This window comes from Streptomyces bathyalis (genome assembly GCF_015910445.1).
Taxonomy (GTDB): domain Bacteria; phylum Actinomycetota; class Actinomycetes; order Streptomycetales; family Streptomycetaceae; genus Streptomyces; species Streptomyces bathyalis.
In genome coordinates, this window is the sequence record NZ_CP048882.1 from 1,273,059 (window position 1) to 1,288,903 (window position 15,845).

Below are 15,845 nucleotides of genomic sequence, written 5' to 3' on the forward strand. Positions count from 1 at the left end.
ATTGTTGCCCCGCCGTCGGGCAGGGCATGACCGCTTCCGGCGCCCCGCGCCCCGTTCTCCGTCCGGCGACGCAAGCCCTCGGTCGCAGGCCCTGATCGGACCGGCGCCCGATGCGCGGCGGCCCGGTGCGTGTGAGCCTTCGAGCATGAGCGCTACCACCCGTCGGCGCGGCCTGAACCAGGCCGAGCGCGCCTATCTCGCGAGCCAGCGGCTGTGCCGGATGGCCACCGTGGACCCCTCGGGCCAGCCGCAGGTCAACCCCGTCGGCTTCTTCCTCCAGGACGACGGCACGATCCTCTCCGGCGGCCTCGCCCTCGCCGAGACCAAGCGCTGGCGCAACCTCCACTCCAATCCGCGCCTGGCGCTCGTGATCGACGACCTGGTGAGCGTCGACCCTTGGACGGTCCGGGGCGTGGAGATCCGCGGTGAGGCGGAGCTGCTCGTCGGGCCGCACGACCTCGCGAAGGGCATGAGCGACGAGTTGATCCGAGTGCATCCGCACTGGGTGCACAGCTGGGGCCTCATCGGCCTCTGACGGACGCGGACTCACGGGTGGTACCGGCATGGCGCGTGCCGTTCGGGCCCGCCGTTCCGTCGCCCGCGCCGCCGTCCGCCCCGTCCGGCCCGCCGTTCGAGGCGACCTGCCACAGATGGTGCAGCGCGTACGAGCGCCACGGCCGCCACGACTCGGCCCGCCCCGCATCGGCACCGCTGCGGGCCAGACCGTGCCGCACGCCCACGTCTCCGTCGAGGAAGACGTCCGGGTCGCCGAGCGCCCGCATGCGCACATAGCCCGCGGTCCACGGGCCGATGCCGCGCAGCGCGAGCAGCGCGCGTTCCGCCTCGTCACGGTCCGCTCCGGGACCGAGGGCGACGGCGCCCTCAGCGACGGCCTCCGCCACGGTCCGCAGCGTGGCCCGGCGGCTCTCCGGCATGCCGAGCTCGCCGAGGGGCGCCGAGGCGAGCGCGTCGGCTTCAGGGAAGAGGTGTGTGAGGCCGCCGTCGGGCGCCGCGAGGGGTTTTCCGTACGCGGCGACGAGCCGCCCCGCGAGCGTACGGGCCGCGGCGACGGTGATCTGCTGCCCGAGCACGGCTCGCACCGCGAGTTCGTGCGGGTCGGCGGCGCCGGGAGAGCGCAGACCGGGATCGGCCTCGACGAGGGGGCGGAGCACTTCGTCCGCGGCGAGCCGCTCGGCGACGGCGTACGGGTCGGCGTCCAGGTCGAACAGCTGCCGTACGCGCTGCACGGCGGTCGTCAGATCCCTCAGGTCCGTGAGGTGGAGCCGGCAGTCGAGCCATCCGCCGCACCGGCCCGCGTCGACCGCGCCGGTGGGCGGCTCGTCGACCTCCGCGATTCCGCTTCCGTACGGCAGCTGCAGGGTGCGCCGGTAGGTGCGCGCTCCGGGCTCGCCCGTCATCTCCTCCATGCCGGGGATCGCGCGGCGTTCCAGGAAGCCGAAGATCTGCCCGTGCGCGTACGGACCGCGGTACGCCAGGCGCAGCGGCACTCCCCTGGGCCCGGGTCCGCCTCCGCCGTGAGCGTGCCGGGTGAGCCGGCCGTGACCGCCGCGGGCCGCCGCGTCCCGCATGGCGCTGGGCGTACGGGCGTAGATCTCGCGCATCGTCTCGTTGAACTGCCGCACGCTCGCGAAGCCCGACGCGAAGGCGATCTCCGTCACGGGCAGCGGCGTCGTCTGCAGCAGCACGCGGGCGGTGTGGGCGCGCTGCGCCCGTGCGAGGGCGACCGGCCCCGCGCCGAGTTCGGCGGTGAGCTGACGCTGCACCTGCCTGGCGCTGTAGCCGAGGCGGGCGGCCAGCCCCGCGACGCCCTCCCGGTCCACGACGCCGTCCGCGACCATCCGCATCGCACGCCCGACGAGATCCGCCCGCACGTTCCACTCGGCCGAGCCGGGAACGGCGTCGGGCCGGCAGCGGCGACAGGCGCGGAAGCCCGCGCGCTGAGCGGCCGCCGCCGAAGGGTAGTAGCGCACGTTCTCCCGCTTCGGGGTGACCGCGGGGCAGCTCGGACGGCAGTAGATGCCGGTGGTGCGAACTCCGAGGAAGAACACCCCGTCGAAGCGCGCGTCCCGGCTTCGTACCGCCTCGTACCTGCTCTCATCCGTCATCACGTCCCCCAGTGTGCGCCTGCTCCGAGGCGTCCACTCGCGGAAATCGGACACGATGCCCGGAGCCTGATTTCCTCCGGCCTGAACTCCCCTTCCGGCGCTCCTCACGCTCCCCAGCCCGCGTCCGGTTGCGGACCCGCGCATGCGCGTGCCACTGCAGCGCGAGCGCGATCAGCAGATACGGCACGGCCGACAGGACGAACAACGTGCTGTGATCCCACAGTTGCGAGCCCAGGGCGTAACCGGCGCACAGCAGCACCGAGATGACCTCGGCACCGAAGCCGGCGACGGAGCTGACCGTGGCGCGGGCACGGTCGGTGACGCGGTCCTGAAGCATCGCGTCGCACGTGACCATCGCCCACTGGAAGATGCCGAAGGCGAGCGCGAGCAGCACCGCACCCGCGGGACCGCTCAACGCGCCCGCCGCCAGCGCCAGTGCGGCAACCGCCAGGGCCGGGCCCAGCAGGCGGGCGCCTCGCCCGGCGCACCAGCCGCCCACGGCGACGCCGGCCGTCACGAGCAGCATCAGCAGCGGTACGGACGAGTCGCCGACGTCCATGGAACCGATCAGCAGCGGCACGTACTCGTCGATCATCAGGGCACCCGTCACCGCCGAGGTCAGCAGCACGGCGTTACGGGCCGAGCGCGAGGCGCGCAGCTCTCCGAGGCCGGCGCGGAGCACCGTGAGGAAGCCGGGCGCATGCTCTGCGGTGTCCGGCTCGCTGGAAGCGGTCGCCGTCTGCTCAGGCGCTCGTACCGCACCAGGCTCGCCACGGGCCTCCGGGAAGGACCGGCCGACGAGAGCGCCGAGCAGACAGACCGCGACGCTCGCCGACCCCACGGCCGCGTAGCCGCCGAGGTGCATCACGGGCGCGGCCAGGGCCGTCGCCGCCATCATCGCCGTGGTGCCCAGCGCCTGGGAGCGGCCCATGAGCCGCGCGTACGAACCGGCCTTCCCCCACCGCTCCAACTCCTCGTACACCAGGGCCTGAAGGGTCCCCGAGCACAGCGAACCGCCCACGCCCCACAGCACGAATCCCGCCGCGAACGCCGGATACGAGGGCAGCCACGTCCACAGCGCGTAGCCCGCTCCCGTGACGAGCGGGGCGACGATCAGCAGCCGGCGGCGGGAGAAGACGTCGGCCCACAGGCCGGAAGGGATCTCCACGACGAACGTCACGCACGACCAGATGATGAAGAGCGTCGAGATCTCTGCGGCGGACAGCCCGTGCTCGGCGAAGAGCAGCGCGTAGACCGGGTAGAGCAGGATCAGGTCTTCGAGGAACGCGTACGCGTACAGCCGGCGGGCAAGCCTGGCCGCTGCGGCGGCCGGTGCTGCCTTCGCCGCAGCTGTCGCGGAGGTTTCGGATGAGGCTCAATGTCGCCGGATCATGCGTTCAGCGTAAGCCCGCGCACGGCGTGAGGGCACGCCCTTTTCCGCCGGACCGGGAGGGCGGCTGCGCGAGCCGGCCCCGCCGCCCGCCTCCGCGTCTCATTCCTGCTGCGCGGGCCCCACGCGCTCCATTCGCGGCAGCCGCTGGAGCAGCCCCCACGAGAACTCCGCGATCACGTCGTACCGCTCCCCCGCCGCGTCCGGCGCGACGAAGCCGAGCCGCCAGCGCGTCGGCGCCGAGCCCTCCAGCGGCCGCGCGGGGGCGAATGCGCGCGCCGCTTCGTCGACGGTGCAGGACCAGGGGCGGAGGTCTTCGACCGTACGGAGCGTGGGAGCCGGAGCCCCGGCGGCCCGCACCAGCCACTCGGTCACGACGCCGCCGCCCGGCACAGTCAGCACCTCGAAGCGCAGGTCCGGCCAGAGCGGCACGGGCCAGGCCAGCACCTCGCAGTCGAGGTCGCCGAGCGGGCGGTGCTCGAACCGTTCGGGCGGGCCCAGCACGGAGCGGTAGCGGCCGACGGCGCTGCGCCGCCCGCGCTGCGCGTGCAGCATGGCCTGCCAGCGCCGGTTGGCCTCCCTCATCTCTGCCCGGCCGGAGCCCAGTTCGGCGAGGGCCTCGAGAACGAGGTCCTGCTGGAAGTCGGCCATGCGGCGCAGCAGTACGAGCTGGAACTCGCGAGGTCCGAACGTGGTCAACGGTGGCCCTTCGATGGTGTCCTGCCGCTGAGGGCATCGGCGGGGCGGAGCACGGTGACGGTAGCAACCGCCGCACCCCGCTCCCGCCGTACGCCCTCCGGCGTTCCCCTCACTTCCCCTCTGTTCCGGTCTCTTCAGGTCTCTTTCGGTCTCTTGAGGTCTCCTCCAGGTCGTGCTCCGGGCGGACGACCGGCGTTCTGCCGCCGGTCGGGTCAGGGCTTGCGCCGTGGTCCGCGTTTGCGTTCCGCGTTGTACCGTCCCTCCGCCGACATCTCCTTGAACCGCCGCTTCTGCTCTGCCCTCAGCCGCGCGTCGGTACGGGCGGCGATGCGGGCGTTCTCGCGGAGCAGCTTGCGATAGCTCTCCAGGCGGCGCTGCGGCAACGTGCCGTCGTCGACGGCGGCGAGCACCGCGCAGCCGGGCTCGGACTCGTGCCGGCAGTCGTGGAAGCGGCACTCCTCGGCGAGCGCTTCGATCTCGGAGAAGGTGCTGCCGACGCCGGCCTCCGCGTCCCACAGGCCGACACCGCGCAGACCCGGGGTGTCGATGAGCACGCCGCCCGCCGGCCCGGGCAGCGGCAGCAGATCGCGGGTGGTCGTGGTGTGCCGGCCCTTGCCGTCGCTGTCGCGGATGGCCCGTACGTCCTGCGCCTCCTCCCCCAGCAGCGCGTTGGCCAGGGTGGACTTGCCCGCGCCGGACCGGCCCAGCAGTACGCACGTCCCGCCGCCGACGACCGCGGTCAGTGCTTCGAGCCCCTCCTCCTCGGTGGCGCTGACGGCCAGCACCTCGACGCCGGGCGCCGACGCCTCGACGTCGGCGGCGAGTTGGGCCAGCGTTCCCGCGTCCCCGACGAGATCGGCCTTCGTCAGGACGATCAGCGGCCGGGCGCCGCTCGTCCACGCCAGCGCCACGAACCGCTCGACGCGGGCGAGTTCGAGTTCTTCCGCGAGCGACACGGCGATGAGGGCGATGTCCACGTTGGCGGCGAGGACCTGGCCCTCGGAGCGGTTACTGGACGTCGAGCGCACGAAGGCGGTTCGCCGCGGGAGCACCGCCCGCACCTCCGGCATGCCGCCCGGTCCTGCCTGTGCTCCGGAGCCGTCCCGTGCGGTGCCCGTGCTCAGCGCGGCCCAGTCGCCGGTGCAGACGGTCCGGGTCGGATCGCTGGTCGCGACGGGGGCGGTGCCGGCGCGTACGACGCCCTCGGCGGTGACGGCGTCGCACAGCCCGCGGTCGACGCGGACGATGCGCCCGGGAAGCAGGCCCTCGTCCTCGTAGGGGGCGAAGGCGTCGGCGACGCGGCTGTCCCAGCCGTAGCGCCGCAGGGGATGCGCATCGGAAGCCGAGGCAGGGGCGGAGGAGCGCGTGGAATCGGACGGGCCCGGGGAGTCCGGGGAGCCCTGGGTATCCGGGGAGTTGATGAAGCCATGGAGATCTGAACCGTTGAGAGAGTTCACGGGAGTGACCCTTCGCGAAGGGTGGCTCCGGCTGTGCGCGCTTCCGGTACGGGCCCGGTGGGGCACGGTCAGCGCGCCGACGGCAGACGGCCGTGGGTCAGCCGGGGACCACGGAGGTGGAGACAACGGACTTCGGGATGCGGGCAGCGCCCACCACAACGACGGCCATCGGTCCTCACCTCCCGCTCACTCGCGGCTTCACGAACACCCCCGCGTCACAGGGGCCGCTCGTCACTCGTCTCGTCCGGGAGCCTAGCCAGGCCTCCGCCCCGCCGCGAACGGTTTTCTCCGCGAACCGCAGGCGCACCGGGACCGAGCCATGGCCGGCCGGCGTCATCGCCGAGCGGAGTCGTGGCCCGAGCGGAGTCGTCGACCGAGCAGAGTGAGCGACGAGGACGAGGCCCCCACGCGCCCCTCAGCGGTGGCGGCGTGAACGCAGCCGGGCCCGGAAGTCGGCGTGCGGGATGAACTTCGTCCAGCGCTCGGGGAACTCCGCGGGCGCGTCCGACTCGTCGTCGCCGCCCGTGCTCTCCGCGCTGCGCATCGCGCGCCGCGCGGCCGCCGCCGCGACGACCTCCGCGGCGGCCTCCTCACGCGCCCGCTCGTTCATGCGCCGGGCCGCGGCCGTCGCGACGGACGGCCAGACGTGGTCGATCGCCGCGTTGACGGCCGCGCCCACCAGCACGGCGAACGCGGAGACACCGATCCACAGGAGCACGGCGACCGGGGCGGCCAGCGACCCGTAGATCGTGGGCCCTTCGACGGTGTTGGTGATGTAGAGGCGCAGCAGCACGCTGCCGAGCACCCACATCACCAGCGCCACGAGCGCGCCAGGGATGTCCTCCCGCCACGGCGAACGCACGGGCACGGACACGTGGTAGAGCGTAGTGAGGAAGGCCACCGACAGCAGCAGCACCGTGGGCCAGTAGAAGGCGGTGACCGCCCACTGCGCCTGCGGGACGAGCCGCACCACGGCCTCGGGCCCCGCCACCATCAGCGGCAGCGCGACGGCGCCGACGAGGAGGGCCACGAGGTAGAGCAGAAAGGCCAGCAGCCGGGTCTTGACGATGCCGCGCTGCCCGTCCAGCCCGTACATCACCGTGATGGTGTCGATGAAGACGTTCACGGCACGCGACCCGGACCACAGCGCCAGCGCGAACCCGAGAGAGATCACGTCGGGCCGCCCGCCGCGGATGACGTCGTCGATCAGGGGCCGGGCCAGCTGCCGCACCCCGCGGTCGGAGAGCACCGCGGCGGAGGCGTCCAGGAAGTTCTGCCTGATCGAGGCGATGGTGTCGGTGCCGATCCAGGCGTCCAGATAGCCCAGCAGGCCGATGAGGCCCAGGAGCAGCGGCGGGATGGAGATCAGGGTGAAGAACGCCGCCTCGGCCGCGAGGCCGAGCACCCGGTACTCCATGCACGAGTTGACGGTGTCCTTGAGCAACAGCCACGTCATCTTGCGTTTCGGTACGTTCCTGTAGATGACGCGCACCCTGCGGAAGCGTCCGCCCTGGCGCGGTGGGGTTTCGTCGGCTGGCTGCACCTCCTTAACGTATCTGCCATGCCAGCCTCGACTCACACCGTGACCAATCAGCCGCCGCCCCTTGTCGACTACGACATCTTCGCGGCGGACCCCGCCCTCACCGAGGCGGTCGACCGGCACGCCTCGCCCGCGCACTCCGAGGCCGTGCGTGCCGAACTGAGCGAGCTGGGCCTCGGCGCCGGTTCCGCGGAGGTCCAGGAGTGGGGCAGGCAGGCCAACGAGGTGCCGCCCGTGCTGCGTACGCACGACCGCTACGGCAACCGCATCGACGAGGTCGACTTCCACCCCGCCTGGCACCGGCTGATGGACCGTGCCGTCGGTGCGGGCCTGACCGACGCCTGGTCACGGCCGGACGGCCAACTGCGGCGTACCGCGGGCTTCTTCGTGTGGAGCCAGGTCGAGGCGGGTCACGGCTGCCCGGTCTCGATGACGCACGCGGCGGTGCCGGCCCTGCGCAGGGAGCCCGATGTGGCCGCCGAGTGGGAGCCGCTGCTCTCCTCGCACGTCTACGAGCCGGGGCTGGACCGTCCGGCTCGGGCGAAGGCCGGTGCCATCGCCGGGATGGGCATGACCGAGAAGCAGGGTGGCAGCGACGTACGGGCCAACACGACGGTCGCCGTGCCGCTGACGGGCGACGGCGCCGGGAGCGGCGAGTACACGCTCCGCGGCCACAAGTGGTTCTGCTCGGCACCGATGTCCGACGTCTTCCTGGTGCTGGCACAGGTCACCGGTGAGGGCGGCGGAGACGGCGGCGAGGAGGGGCTGACGTGCTTCCTGGTGCCGCGAGTGCTGCCCGACGGGTCACGCAACACCTTCCGCATCCAGCGCCTGAAGGACAAGCTCGGCAACCGCTCGAACGCCTCCAGCGAGGTCGAGTTCGACGGGACGACGTGGGCGCGGCGCGTGGGCGAGGTGGGCCGTGGCGTGGCCACGATCATCGAGATGGTCGCCGCGACGCGTCTGGACTGCGTGACCGGTTCGGCCTCGCTGATGCGTCAGGCCGTCGCGCAGGCCACCCACCATGCCGCGCACCGCAGCGCGTTCGGCGGCCTGCTGTCGGAGAAGCCGCTGATGCAGAACGTGCTGGCGGACCTGGCGCTGGAGTCCGAGGCTGCGACGGCACTCACGATGCGCCTCGCCTCGGCCTTCGACGCGGCACACGGCGGCGGTGAGGACGCCGAGCAGGAGCGGCAGCTGCTGCGCCTTGCCCTGCCGGCGGCGAAGTACTGGGTGACCAAGCGCGCGACGCCGGTCGCGGGTGAGGCGCTGGAGTGCCTCGGCGGCAACGGGTACGTCGAGGAGTCGGGGATGCCCAGGCTCCTGCGTGAGGCGCCGCTCAACTCGATCTGGGAGGGCTCGGGCAACGTCCAGGCACTCGACCTGCTGCGTGCGCTCCAGCGGTCGCCGGAGGCGCTGAACGCCTTCCTCGTCGAGACCGGGCACGCGCGCGGCGCGGACCACCGGCTGGACGCGGCGATGAAGGACCTGCTGACCGAGCTGTCGGACCTGGAGGGCATCGAGGGCCGCGCCCGTCGCCTCGTGGAGCGCATGGCACAGGTCCTGCAGGGCTCGCTGCTGGTGCGGTACGCGCCCGCGGCCGTCGCCGACGCGTACTGCGCCTCGCGCCTCGGCGGCGACTGGGGAGCGGCCTTCGGCACGCTGCCACGCACGCTGGACCTCGCCGCGATCGCCGACCGGGCCCGGCCGGCGGTGCCGTAACCCGGAAGGCGGCCCCGGAAGGCGGTCCCGTGCCCCGGGAGGCGGCGCGCGGAAGGCTCCGCGCGCGGAGCCGAGGGCTGACGGCTGAGGGAATCCCCGTCAGTGTTCGGGGAGCCGCGCCCAGAAGCGCTCGACGATCTCCTCCATGAAGCGGCGCCCTTCCTCGGCGGTGGCGTTGCTGCTGGCCCGGCCGAGGGTGGCGGCCATGAGCCCCTGGTACTCCTGCTGCATGTCCCGCAGGGGTTCCTGGAGCTCCTTGCGATCGATGGCGACCAGCTTGGCGATGGCGCGGACGTGAGCCTGCCAGCGGGTGTTGACGGCTTCGGTGAGGAGACGGGCGAGCTCCTCCTCCTGACCGGTGACCGCGATGAAGTCACGTGGCGGAAGCTTGAAGAGGCTGCCGAGGTTGGCGGACTGCCGTTTGTCACCCGTCCAACGGCCCGATTCCTCCATGCGCCGGTACGCATCGAGGTCGAGGCCGATGAGACGGGCGACGTCGTCGGCGGACATGCCGCGGGCGAGCCGGTGTTCGAGCAACGTACGGGGCCGGCCCATGAGTTCGCCGGGATGGCACCACAAGGCGCCGGCCAGGGCTGTCACCTCGTTGGCGTTCGGGAAGGCGTCGCCGCGTTCCCATGCGGTTATGTGGTCGGGGCTGACGTGACTCATGCCGTAGGAGGCGCGCATGCCGTAAGCGACGTGGCCAGGGGCCATCCCCAGTCTCTCGCGCATGGTTCGGGCGGCGCGCGCGTTGAAGGAGATCGGTGGATGCACGGGGAGAGAGTAGGGGGTTACACACGGCAACTCCATGGGTTGCAGTCCCTGCATCCCTTTTGGGAGATAGATCGGGGCTGATTCTGTAGGAACCCACGAGGCCGACTCGAGGCTTTAAACCTCGGATGCGGCAAGACAATTGTGAAATTCTCCCTGCCGCGTATGATCCGCTCGGCAAGGCGTCACATGCGTAACACCGACCGTCACACGCTCCAGGCGCCCCGCTTCCCCCTCACACCTGTTGGTCCAGGAGACTCAGACATGCAGACGAACACGCATCGCCCACCCGCGGCGCCGCACACCGGAGCCGGGGGCCCCATCGACCGGTTCTTCCGGATCAGCGAACGCGGTTCGACGTTCAACCGGGAGATACGCGGCGGGTTCGCCACGTTCTTCACGATGGCCTACATCCTCGTGCTGAACCCGATCATCCTGGGCAGCGCGGAGGACAAGTTCGGCAACCAGCTGGACGGAGCCCAACTGGCCACCGCCACCGCCCTGGTGGCCGGCGTGATGACCCTGATCATGGGCGTCGGCGGCAACCTGCCGCTCGCCCTGGCCACCGGTCTGGGCATCAACGTCATCGTCGCCTTCCAGGTCGCTCCCCTCATGCACTGGGAAGACGCGATGGGCCTCATCGTGGTCGAGGGCGTGCTGATCAGCATCCTGGTGCTGACAGGTCTGCGCGAGGCCGTCATGCACGCCATCCCGCAACCTCTCAAGCAGGCGATCAGCGTCGGCATCGGCCTGTTCATCGCCTTCATCGGCTTCGTGGACGCCGGCTTCGTCACCCGCATCCCGGACGCCGCGAAGACCACCGTCCCCGTTCAGCTCGGCACCGGCACCCTCACCGGCTGGCCCATGCTGGTCTTCTGCCTCGGCGTGCTCGTGACGATCGTGCTCGTCGCCCGCAAGATCAAGGGCGCGATCCTCATCAGCATCATCCTGATGACCGTCGTCGCCATCGTCATCAACGAGTTCGCCAAGGTGAAGAACTGGGGTGTCACCTCCCCGACCCTGCCCGACAACCCCGTCGCCGCCCCCGACTTCGGGCTCATCGGCGCCTTCGACATCTTCGGCGCGTTCGGCCAGGTCGGCATACTGACGGTCGTCCTGCTCGTCTTCGCCCTGATCCTGTCCGACTTCTTCGACACCATGGGCACGATCGTCGGCGTCACCGCCGAGGCCGGACTCCTCGACGAGCGCGGCCAGGTCCCCGGTCTGGGCCGCGTCCTGCTCATCGACGGTGCGGCCGCGGTCGCCGGCGGCGCCTCATCGGCCTCGTCCGCCACCACCTACATCGAATCCGCGGCAGGTGTGGGCGAAGGCGCACGGACCGGCTTCTCCAGCCTCATCACAGGAGGCCTGTTCGGTCTCGCCCTCTTCCTCACCCCGGTCCTGACCATCGTGCCCCTCCAGGCGGCGTCCCCGGCGCTCGTCGTGGTCGGCTTCCTGATGATGACCCAGGTCAAGCACATCGACTGGGACCGCTACGAACTCGCCATCCCCGCCTTCCTGACCATCGCGGTCATGCCGTTCACGTACTCCATCACCAACGGCATCGGCGCCGGCTTCATCGCGTACGTGGTGATCAAGTCGTTCATGGGCAAGGCCCGCGAGATCCACTGGCTGCTGTGGGGCAGCGCCGCGCTGTTCCTCATCTACTTCGCCATCGAGCCGGTGAAGTCCCTCCTCGGCGCGCAGTAAGCGCCCGGGCATCCGCCACCGGGGTGGCCTCGGCCCAGTGCCGAGGCCACCCCGGTGGCGTTGGTGGCGGGCGCCGAAGCCCAGCCGAGGCTACTGCCCGGTCCGTACAGGCGACGGGCGAAGTCGTCGATCGCACTCACCACCAAGGCACGACTCCCGCTCACGAACGCCTGCTCGCTGCCGAGGAGTTCGACAAGTTGCCGTGGAGATCGCCATGGAATTCGCCGTGCGATAACGCCGACCGCCTTGTTCGGGCCGCGGTTTCGGTAAGCCCTGTCGTCCGCCGAAGGCATTCTCATAAGGCTCTTCACAGCAACCCGCGCTTTCAACTGGCCCGAAATTCCTCGCTGTTACCGCGCGGACCGAGGAAAGCGTTTGCGGTGCCGGGCCGCTAGACCTCGCCCGCCCAGGGCGGATTCGCCCCCCGGACCGCGCACACCGCCGCGGCCACGCGGGCGCCGAAGTCCAGGGCGGCGGCGACCTGTTCGGGCGTGAGGCCGTCCAGGCGGCCGCCCAGCGCCCCGGCGCCGTGCAGGGAGTGGAGGAAGCCGGCCATGAAGGAGTCGCCCGCACCGACCGAGTCCACGACGGTCACCGGCGGCGCCGGCGCACGCAGTCGCTCGCCGTCGAGGGAGGCGAAGACGCCGTCGGCGCCGAGCGTGACGACAACGAGGCGGGCGCCCTGCGCGTGGAAGGTCTCGGCGGCCTGCTCCGGGGTGGCGCCGGGGGCGAGGTGCGCGAGGTCGTCGTCGGACAGGCGCAGGATGTCGGCCGCGGCGCACCAGCGCGGCAGAGCGCTGCGGTAGGCGGCCGGATCGACCAGCAGGGGACGGACGTTGGGGTCGACCGACACGGTCGCGCGCTCCCGTACATCCGACAGCAGGTCCTCGACGGCCTTCCCGCCGGGTGGCCGTACGAGCGCCAGGGAACCGGTGTGCAGGCAGGACAGGGGCCCGTCGGACGCGGCGGCGAGTTCCCGCGGCGTCCACTGGAAATCGGCGGTGTTCTCCGCGTGGAAGGAGTAGTCGGCGCGGCCGTCCTCGTCGACGTCGGCGACGGCGAGGGTGCTGGGTTCGCGGGCGGCGACCGTTCGGCTCAAGTCGACGCCGGAGCCGGACAGATGGTCGCGGAAGAGCCGCCCGAAGACGTCCCCGGAGATGCGTCCGAGGAAGCGGGTGGGGGTGGCGAGCCGTGCCAGTGCGACCGCGGTGTTGGCGGGGCCGCCGCCGGGCAGCACGTCCAGTCCGATCGCCGGGGTCTGCGCCTCCGTGGCCGGGGGCCTGACGAACGCGTCGGCGACGCATTCGCCGAGCACGGCGACGGGGGCGGCGTCGGCGGCGGGGACTGGCGCGGGCATGCGGACCTCACGGATTCGGGCTCGGGGCGGGGTGGCTTCGGGATGCGGCGACCGGGGGCGACCGGGGGCGACGGGCCGGGCGCACGGCTCGCGCTGGAGTCCAGCAGCCGCCTGTGACCCTGTCAACGAGGCCCCCGTGCATACGGGCGTGACGCGGGCAGCCGTGCAGGCGTACCGGGCGGGGTGCATGCCGGTGACCCGGTCACGCCGGGCGTGAGCCGCTCCCCGGCGACCGCCCCGGAGCCGTCCGGTATGTATCGTCCGGACGCAGACAGCCTCCGTCGGGAAGGGAAGGCGCAGTGCCACGTGAGCAAGGCCGCGGCCCCGGCGGCCACCGGGCGCACCGCGGAGCGCGAAGCAGCCGCGGCGGACCGTACGCCCGGCGCGAGGGACACGGACCGCACGCCCGGCCGGCGGGGGGTCCGCCCGGGCGGCCAGGTCCAGGGGGAGGCACCGGCGCCCGTGGTCCGCGCGGGGACGGCGACTCGCACACCCACGGAACTCCGCGCGCCGGGCTGGAGCAGCAACTCGCGCGCCTGGAGGGCGCCTCGTACGGCAGGTACAAGGGCCTCGTCGGTACATGGGAGATGCCGGGCGCGGAGACGACCGGGGAGAGCCTGCGGCTCGTGCGCGGCCAGTCCGACCCCTTCGCGCCGCCGGCCCGCGTGGCCGTGCGGGTGCCCGCGGAGCGTGCCGGTTTCCCGTCCGCGCTGTGGAGCACGCCGGTCCGCCGCCGCGCCCTCGCGAGCTTCCTCGCGCGCCGCGCGGCCCAGGTCGCGGCCGGTGAGCGGGCGTTGCGGATCGACGCGGGCGGCCAGGAGGTGCTCGACCGTGGCTCGTGCCAGGTCTCGGCCGATGACGGCGCGGTGACGCTCCGGTTCGGTCTCGCGCTCCCCGGTCACGGCCGCCGCATCGACGCCCGAACCGCGCAGCGGCTGCTGTGCCGGCTCGTGCCGGACATCGCCGAACGTGCGCTGCGGTACGTGTCGCTGGACGCGGCGGCCGTGGACGAGTTCGTGGAGACGGTCGAGGACTCCGACGCGCTCCGCGAGGCGCTGCCCGGACTCGGTCTGGTCGCGTTCGTCGCCGACGGAGCGGTGCTGCCGCGGGGCAGCGGCGTGGACGACCGCCCGGCGAAGGGCGAGGGTGTCGTGCCGTTCTCCTCGCCCGGGGGGATGCGGGTGACGGTCCGGCTGCCGAACGCGGGCAACGTGACCGGCATGGGGCTGGGCGAGGGCGTGAGCCTGATCGTCGGCGGCGGCTTCCACGGGAAGTCCACGTTGCTGCGCGCCCTGGAGACGGGCATCTGGGACCACGTGCCGGGCGACGGACGTGAACTCGTCGTCTCACGCCCTGAGACGGTGAAGCTGCGTGCCGAGGACGGGCGGCGCGTGGAGCGGGTGGATGTGCACGCTTTCGTGGGCCATCTCCCGGACGGCTCCGACACCACCGACTTCTCGACCGACAACGCCTCCGGCTCCACCTCACAAGCGGCGTCCCTGTGCGAGGCCGTCGAGGCGGGAGCGCGGGTGCTGCTCATCGACGAGGACACCGCGGCGACCAACCTGATGATCCGTGACGCCCGCATGCAGGCCCTGGTGGCCAAGGAACGTGAGCCGCTGACGCCGCTGGTGGACTCCGTGCGCTCCCTCCACCGCGACCACGGCGTCTCGACGGTGCTGGTCATGGGCGGCTCCGGCGACTATCTGGAGGTCGCCGACCTCGTGCTGATGATGGACGCCTACCGGCCCTCCGACGTCACGGAACGCGCGCGCGAGGTCGCCTCCGTACCCACGGGACGGCACGCCGAGGCCGAGAGCTTCCCGCCCGTGGTGCACCGCAGCCCCGACCCGGCGTCGCTGGAACCGGAGTCGCGCGGGCGCAGGCGCGTGCGCTCGCGCGGCGAGGACGCGCTGACGTTCGGGGAGCACGAGGTCGATCTGCGCTCCGTCGAGCAGATCGCGGACTCCCGTCAGGTCGCGGGGATCGGCCTCGCGCTCGACCTGATGGTGCGCCGCGGGCACGTGGACGGCACGCGTACGCTCGCGGAAGCGCTGGACCTGCTCGACGCCGATCTGGCGTCGGCGGGCGCGGACGCGCTGCTGGCCGTGCGGGACGAGGACTTCGCCGTCCCGCGCCGCTTCGAGACGGCGGCGGCACTCAACCGTGTGCGCGGTCTGCGCGTCCGCAGAGCGGCAAGCATGCCTGGAGCGAGTACGGAGAGACCGGGTTGAGCGAGAACGCGACGCGAACCGTCACGACGTGGTCCTTGGAGCAGACCGCTCCCGGTGACCTGATCGACGCACGTCCCGTGGACGAGGCGACCGGACTGCGGATCGTGCGGTCCGAGCTGCCCTCCGTGGCCTTCAGCCGGTTCCTCTACTGCGAGGTCGGCGAGGACGTGGAGTGGACGGACCGACTGCCGTGGACGCGGGAGCAGTGGCGCCTCTGGCTGGAGCGCCCGGGCGTGGAGACCTGGGTGGCCTATGAACGGGGCACGCCCGCCGGCTACATCGAGCTGGACGGTGCGACCGAGGACACCTCGGGGCGCGGCGCCCGTCCGGGCAGCACGGTGGAGATCAGCTACTTCGGCCTTCTTCCCGAGTTCCGGGGCCGCGGCATCGGCGGGCGGCTGCTGGCGCACGGCACCCGCCGCGCCTGGGATCTGGCGGACCGGTGGGACGGGCGCCCGCCGACCTCCCGCGTGTGGTTGCACACATGCAGCAAGGACGGCCCGTACGCCCTGGGCAATTACCAGGGGCGCGGCTTCCGCATCTTCGCCAAGGAAGTGACCCGTGAAATTCCCGGGGAGAAGGGGGATGCGGCGTCCGCCCCGAGGCCGCCGGCACAGCGCCCGGCTGCGGAGTGAGGGTCCCGTCCGCCTGACTGTCAAGAGGGCATCGTCCCGTCATTCAGGACAGGATTGTCCACATACTGGATATTGGTGGACTGCCCGTTCGGCACCGTGCGAGGCTTCCGTCATGTCTCGCGCTGGAATCGCCTTGGTGAGTCGACGCCACGTCGACTTCGGCCGCATGTCCAGCGCCATCTGTCGCGCGGGCTGACAGTCCCA

The 15,845-nt window shown here is 72.2% G+C and carries 12 protein-coding genes; 5 read left to right on the forward strand and 7 right to left on the reverse strand.

Translation table 11 applies throughout. The annotated features are described in order from the left end of the window. Positions 1-145: 145 nt before the first annotated feature. Positions 146-535 (forward strand): PPOX class F420-dependent oxidoreductase, encoded by a 390-nt coding sequence (locus G4Z16_RS05620; RefSeq protein ID WP_197349488.1) that lies wholly within the window; start codon positions 146-148, stop codon positions 533-535. Here the strand turns inward: G4Z16_RS05620 and G4Z16_RS05625 are convergent. The 5 genes from G4Z16_RS05625 to G4Z16_RS05645 all read right to left on the reverse strand — a co-directional run bounded on the left by G4Z16_RS05625 (position 522) and on the right by G4Z16_RS05645 (position 7,215). Continuing rightward, on the reverse strand, positions 522-2,126 hold the full coding sequence (locus tag G4Z16_RS05625) for an AlkA N-terminal domain-containing protein (RefSeq protein WP_197354184.1): 1,605 nt from the start codon (positions 2,124-2,126) through the stop codon (positions 522-524). The genes G4Z16_RS05620 and G4Z16_RS05625 overlap by 14 nt on opposite strands. After that, entirely contained in the window at positions 2,116-3,426 is a 1,311-nt protein-coding gene (locus G4Z16_RS05630; protein ID WP_197354185.1) for an MFS transporter, read from the reverse strand. The genes G4Z16_RS05625 and G4Z16_RS05630 overlap by 11 nt, the downstream gene beginning before the upstream one ends. Before the next feature lie 192 nt (positions 3,427-3,618). Further along, positions 3,619-4,167 carry a hypothetical protein gene (locus G4Z16_RS05635; RefSeq protein WP_246531219.1) on the reverse strand — a complete coding sequence of 183 codons (549 nt, stop codon included), beginning with the start codon at positions 4,165-4,167 and terminating at the stop codon, positions 3,619-3,621. A gap of 260 nt (positions 4,168-4,427) precedes the next feature. Further along, positions 4,428-5,540 (reverse strand): ribosome small subunit-dependent GTPase A, encoded by a 1,113-nt coding sequence (gene rsgA, locus G4Z16_RS05640; RefSeq protein ID WP_246531220.1) that lies wholly within the window; start codon positions 5,538-5,540, stop codon positions 4,428-4,430. A 547-nt stretch (positions 5,541-6,087) separates the two neighbouring features. Continuing rightward, positions 6,088-7,215 carry a YihY/virulence factor BrkB family protein gene (locus tag G4Z16_RS05645; RefSeq protein WP_197349489.1) on the reverse strand — a complete coding sequence of 376 codons (1,128 nt, stop codon included), beginning with the start codon at positions 7,213-7,215 and terminating at the stop codon, positions 6,088-6,090. Positions 7,216-7,233: 18 nt separating this feature from the next. Here G4Z16_RS05645 and G4Z16_RS05650 point away from each other — a divergent pair, with 18 nt between their 5' ends. Beyond that, the gene (locus tag G4Z16_RS05650; protein WP_197349490.1) at positions 7,234-8,934 is read left to right on the forward strand and encodes an acyl-CoA dehydrogenase family protein; all 1,701 of its coding nucleotides are present in this window, start codon (positions 7,234-7,236) and stop codon (positions 8,932-8,934) included. A 99-nt stretch (positions 8,935-9,033) separates the two neighbouring features. Here G4Z16_RS05650 and G4Z16_RS05655 read toward each other — a convergent pair whose 3' ends face one another. After that, positions 9,034-9,708, reverse strand: a complete 675-nt coding sequence (locus tag G4Z16_RS05655; protein ID WP_246530695.1) for a helix-turn-helix domain-containing protein — start codon at positions 9,706-9,708, stop codon at positions 9,034-9,036. A 261-nt stretch (positions 9,709-9,969) separates the two neighbouring features. Here G4Z16_RS05655 and G4Z16_RS05660 point away from each other — a divergent pair, with 261 nt between their 5' ends. Then, positions 9,970-11,415 (forward strand): NCS2 family permease, encoded by a 1,446-nt coding sequence (locus G4Z16_RS05660; protein WP_197349491.1) that lies wholly within the window; start codon positions 9,970-9,972, stop codon positions 11,413-11,415. Between the two features lie 391 nt (positions 11,416-11,806). Here the strand turns inward: G4Z16_RS05660 and G4Z16_RS05665 are convergent, their stop codons facing one another. After that, positions 11,807-12,772: a carbohydrate kinase family protein gene (locus G4Z16_RS05665; RefSeq protein ID WP_197349492.1), complete on the reverse strand. Its 966-nt coding sequence runs from the start codon at positions 12,770-12,772 to the stop codon at positions 11,807-11,809. Between the two features lie 299 nt (positions 12,773-13,071). Between G4Z16_RS05665 and G4Z16_RS05670 the strand changes: the two genes are divergently transcribed. Both G4Z16_RS05670 and G4Z16_RS05675 read left to right on the forward strand, forming a co-directional pair. Next, positions 13,072-15,006 (forward strand): ABC-ATPase domain-containing protein, encoded by a 1,935-nt coding sequence (locus G4Z16_RS05670; RefSeq protein WP_197349493.1) that lies wholly within the window; start codon positions 13,072-13,074, stop codon positions 15,004-15,006. Then, on the forward strand, positions 15,003-15,641 hold the full coding sequence (locus G4Z16_RS05675) for a GNAT family N-acetyltransferase (RefSeq protein ID WP_197349494.1): 639 nt from the start codon (positions 15,003-15,005) through the stop codon (positions 15,639-15,641). The genes G4Z16_RS05670 and G4Z16_RS05675 overlap by 4 nt, the downstream gene beginning before the upstream one ends. The last annotated feature ends 204 nt before the right edge of the window (positions 15,642-15,845 follow it).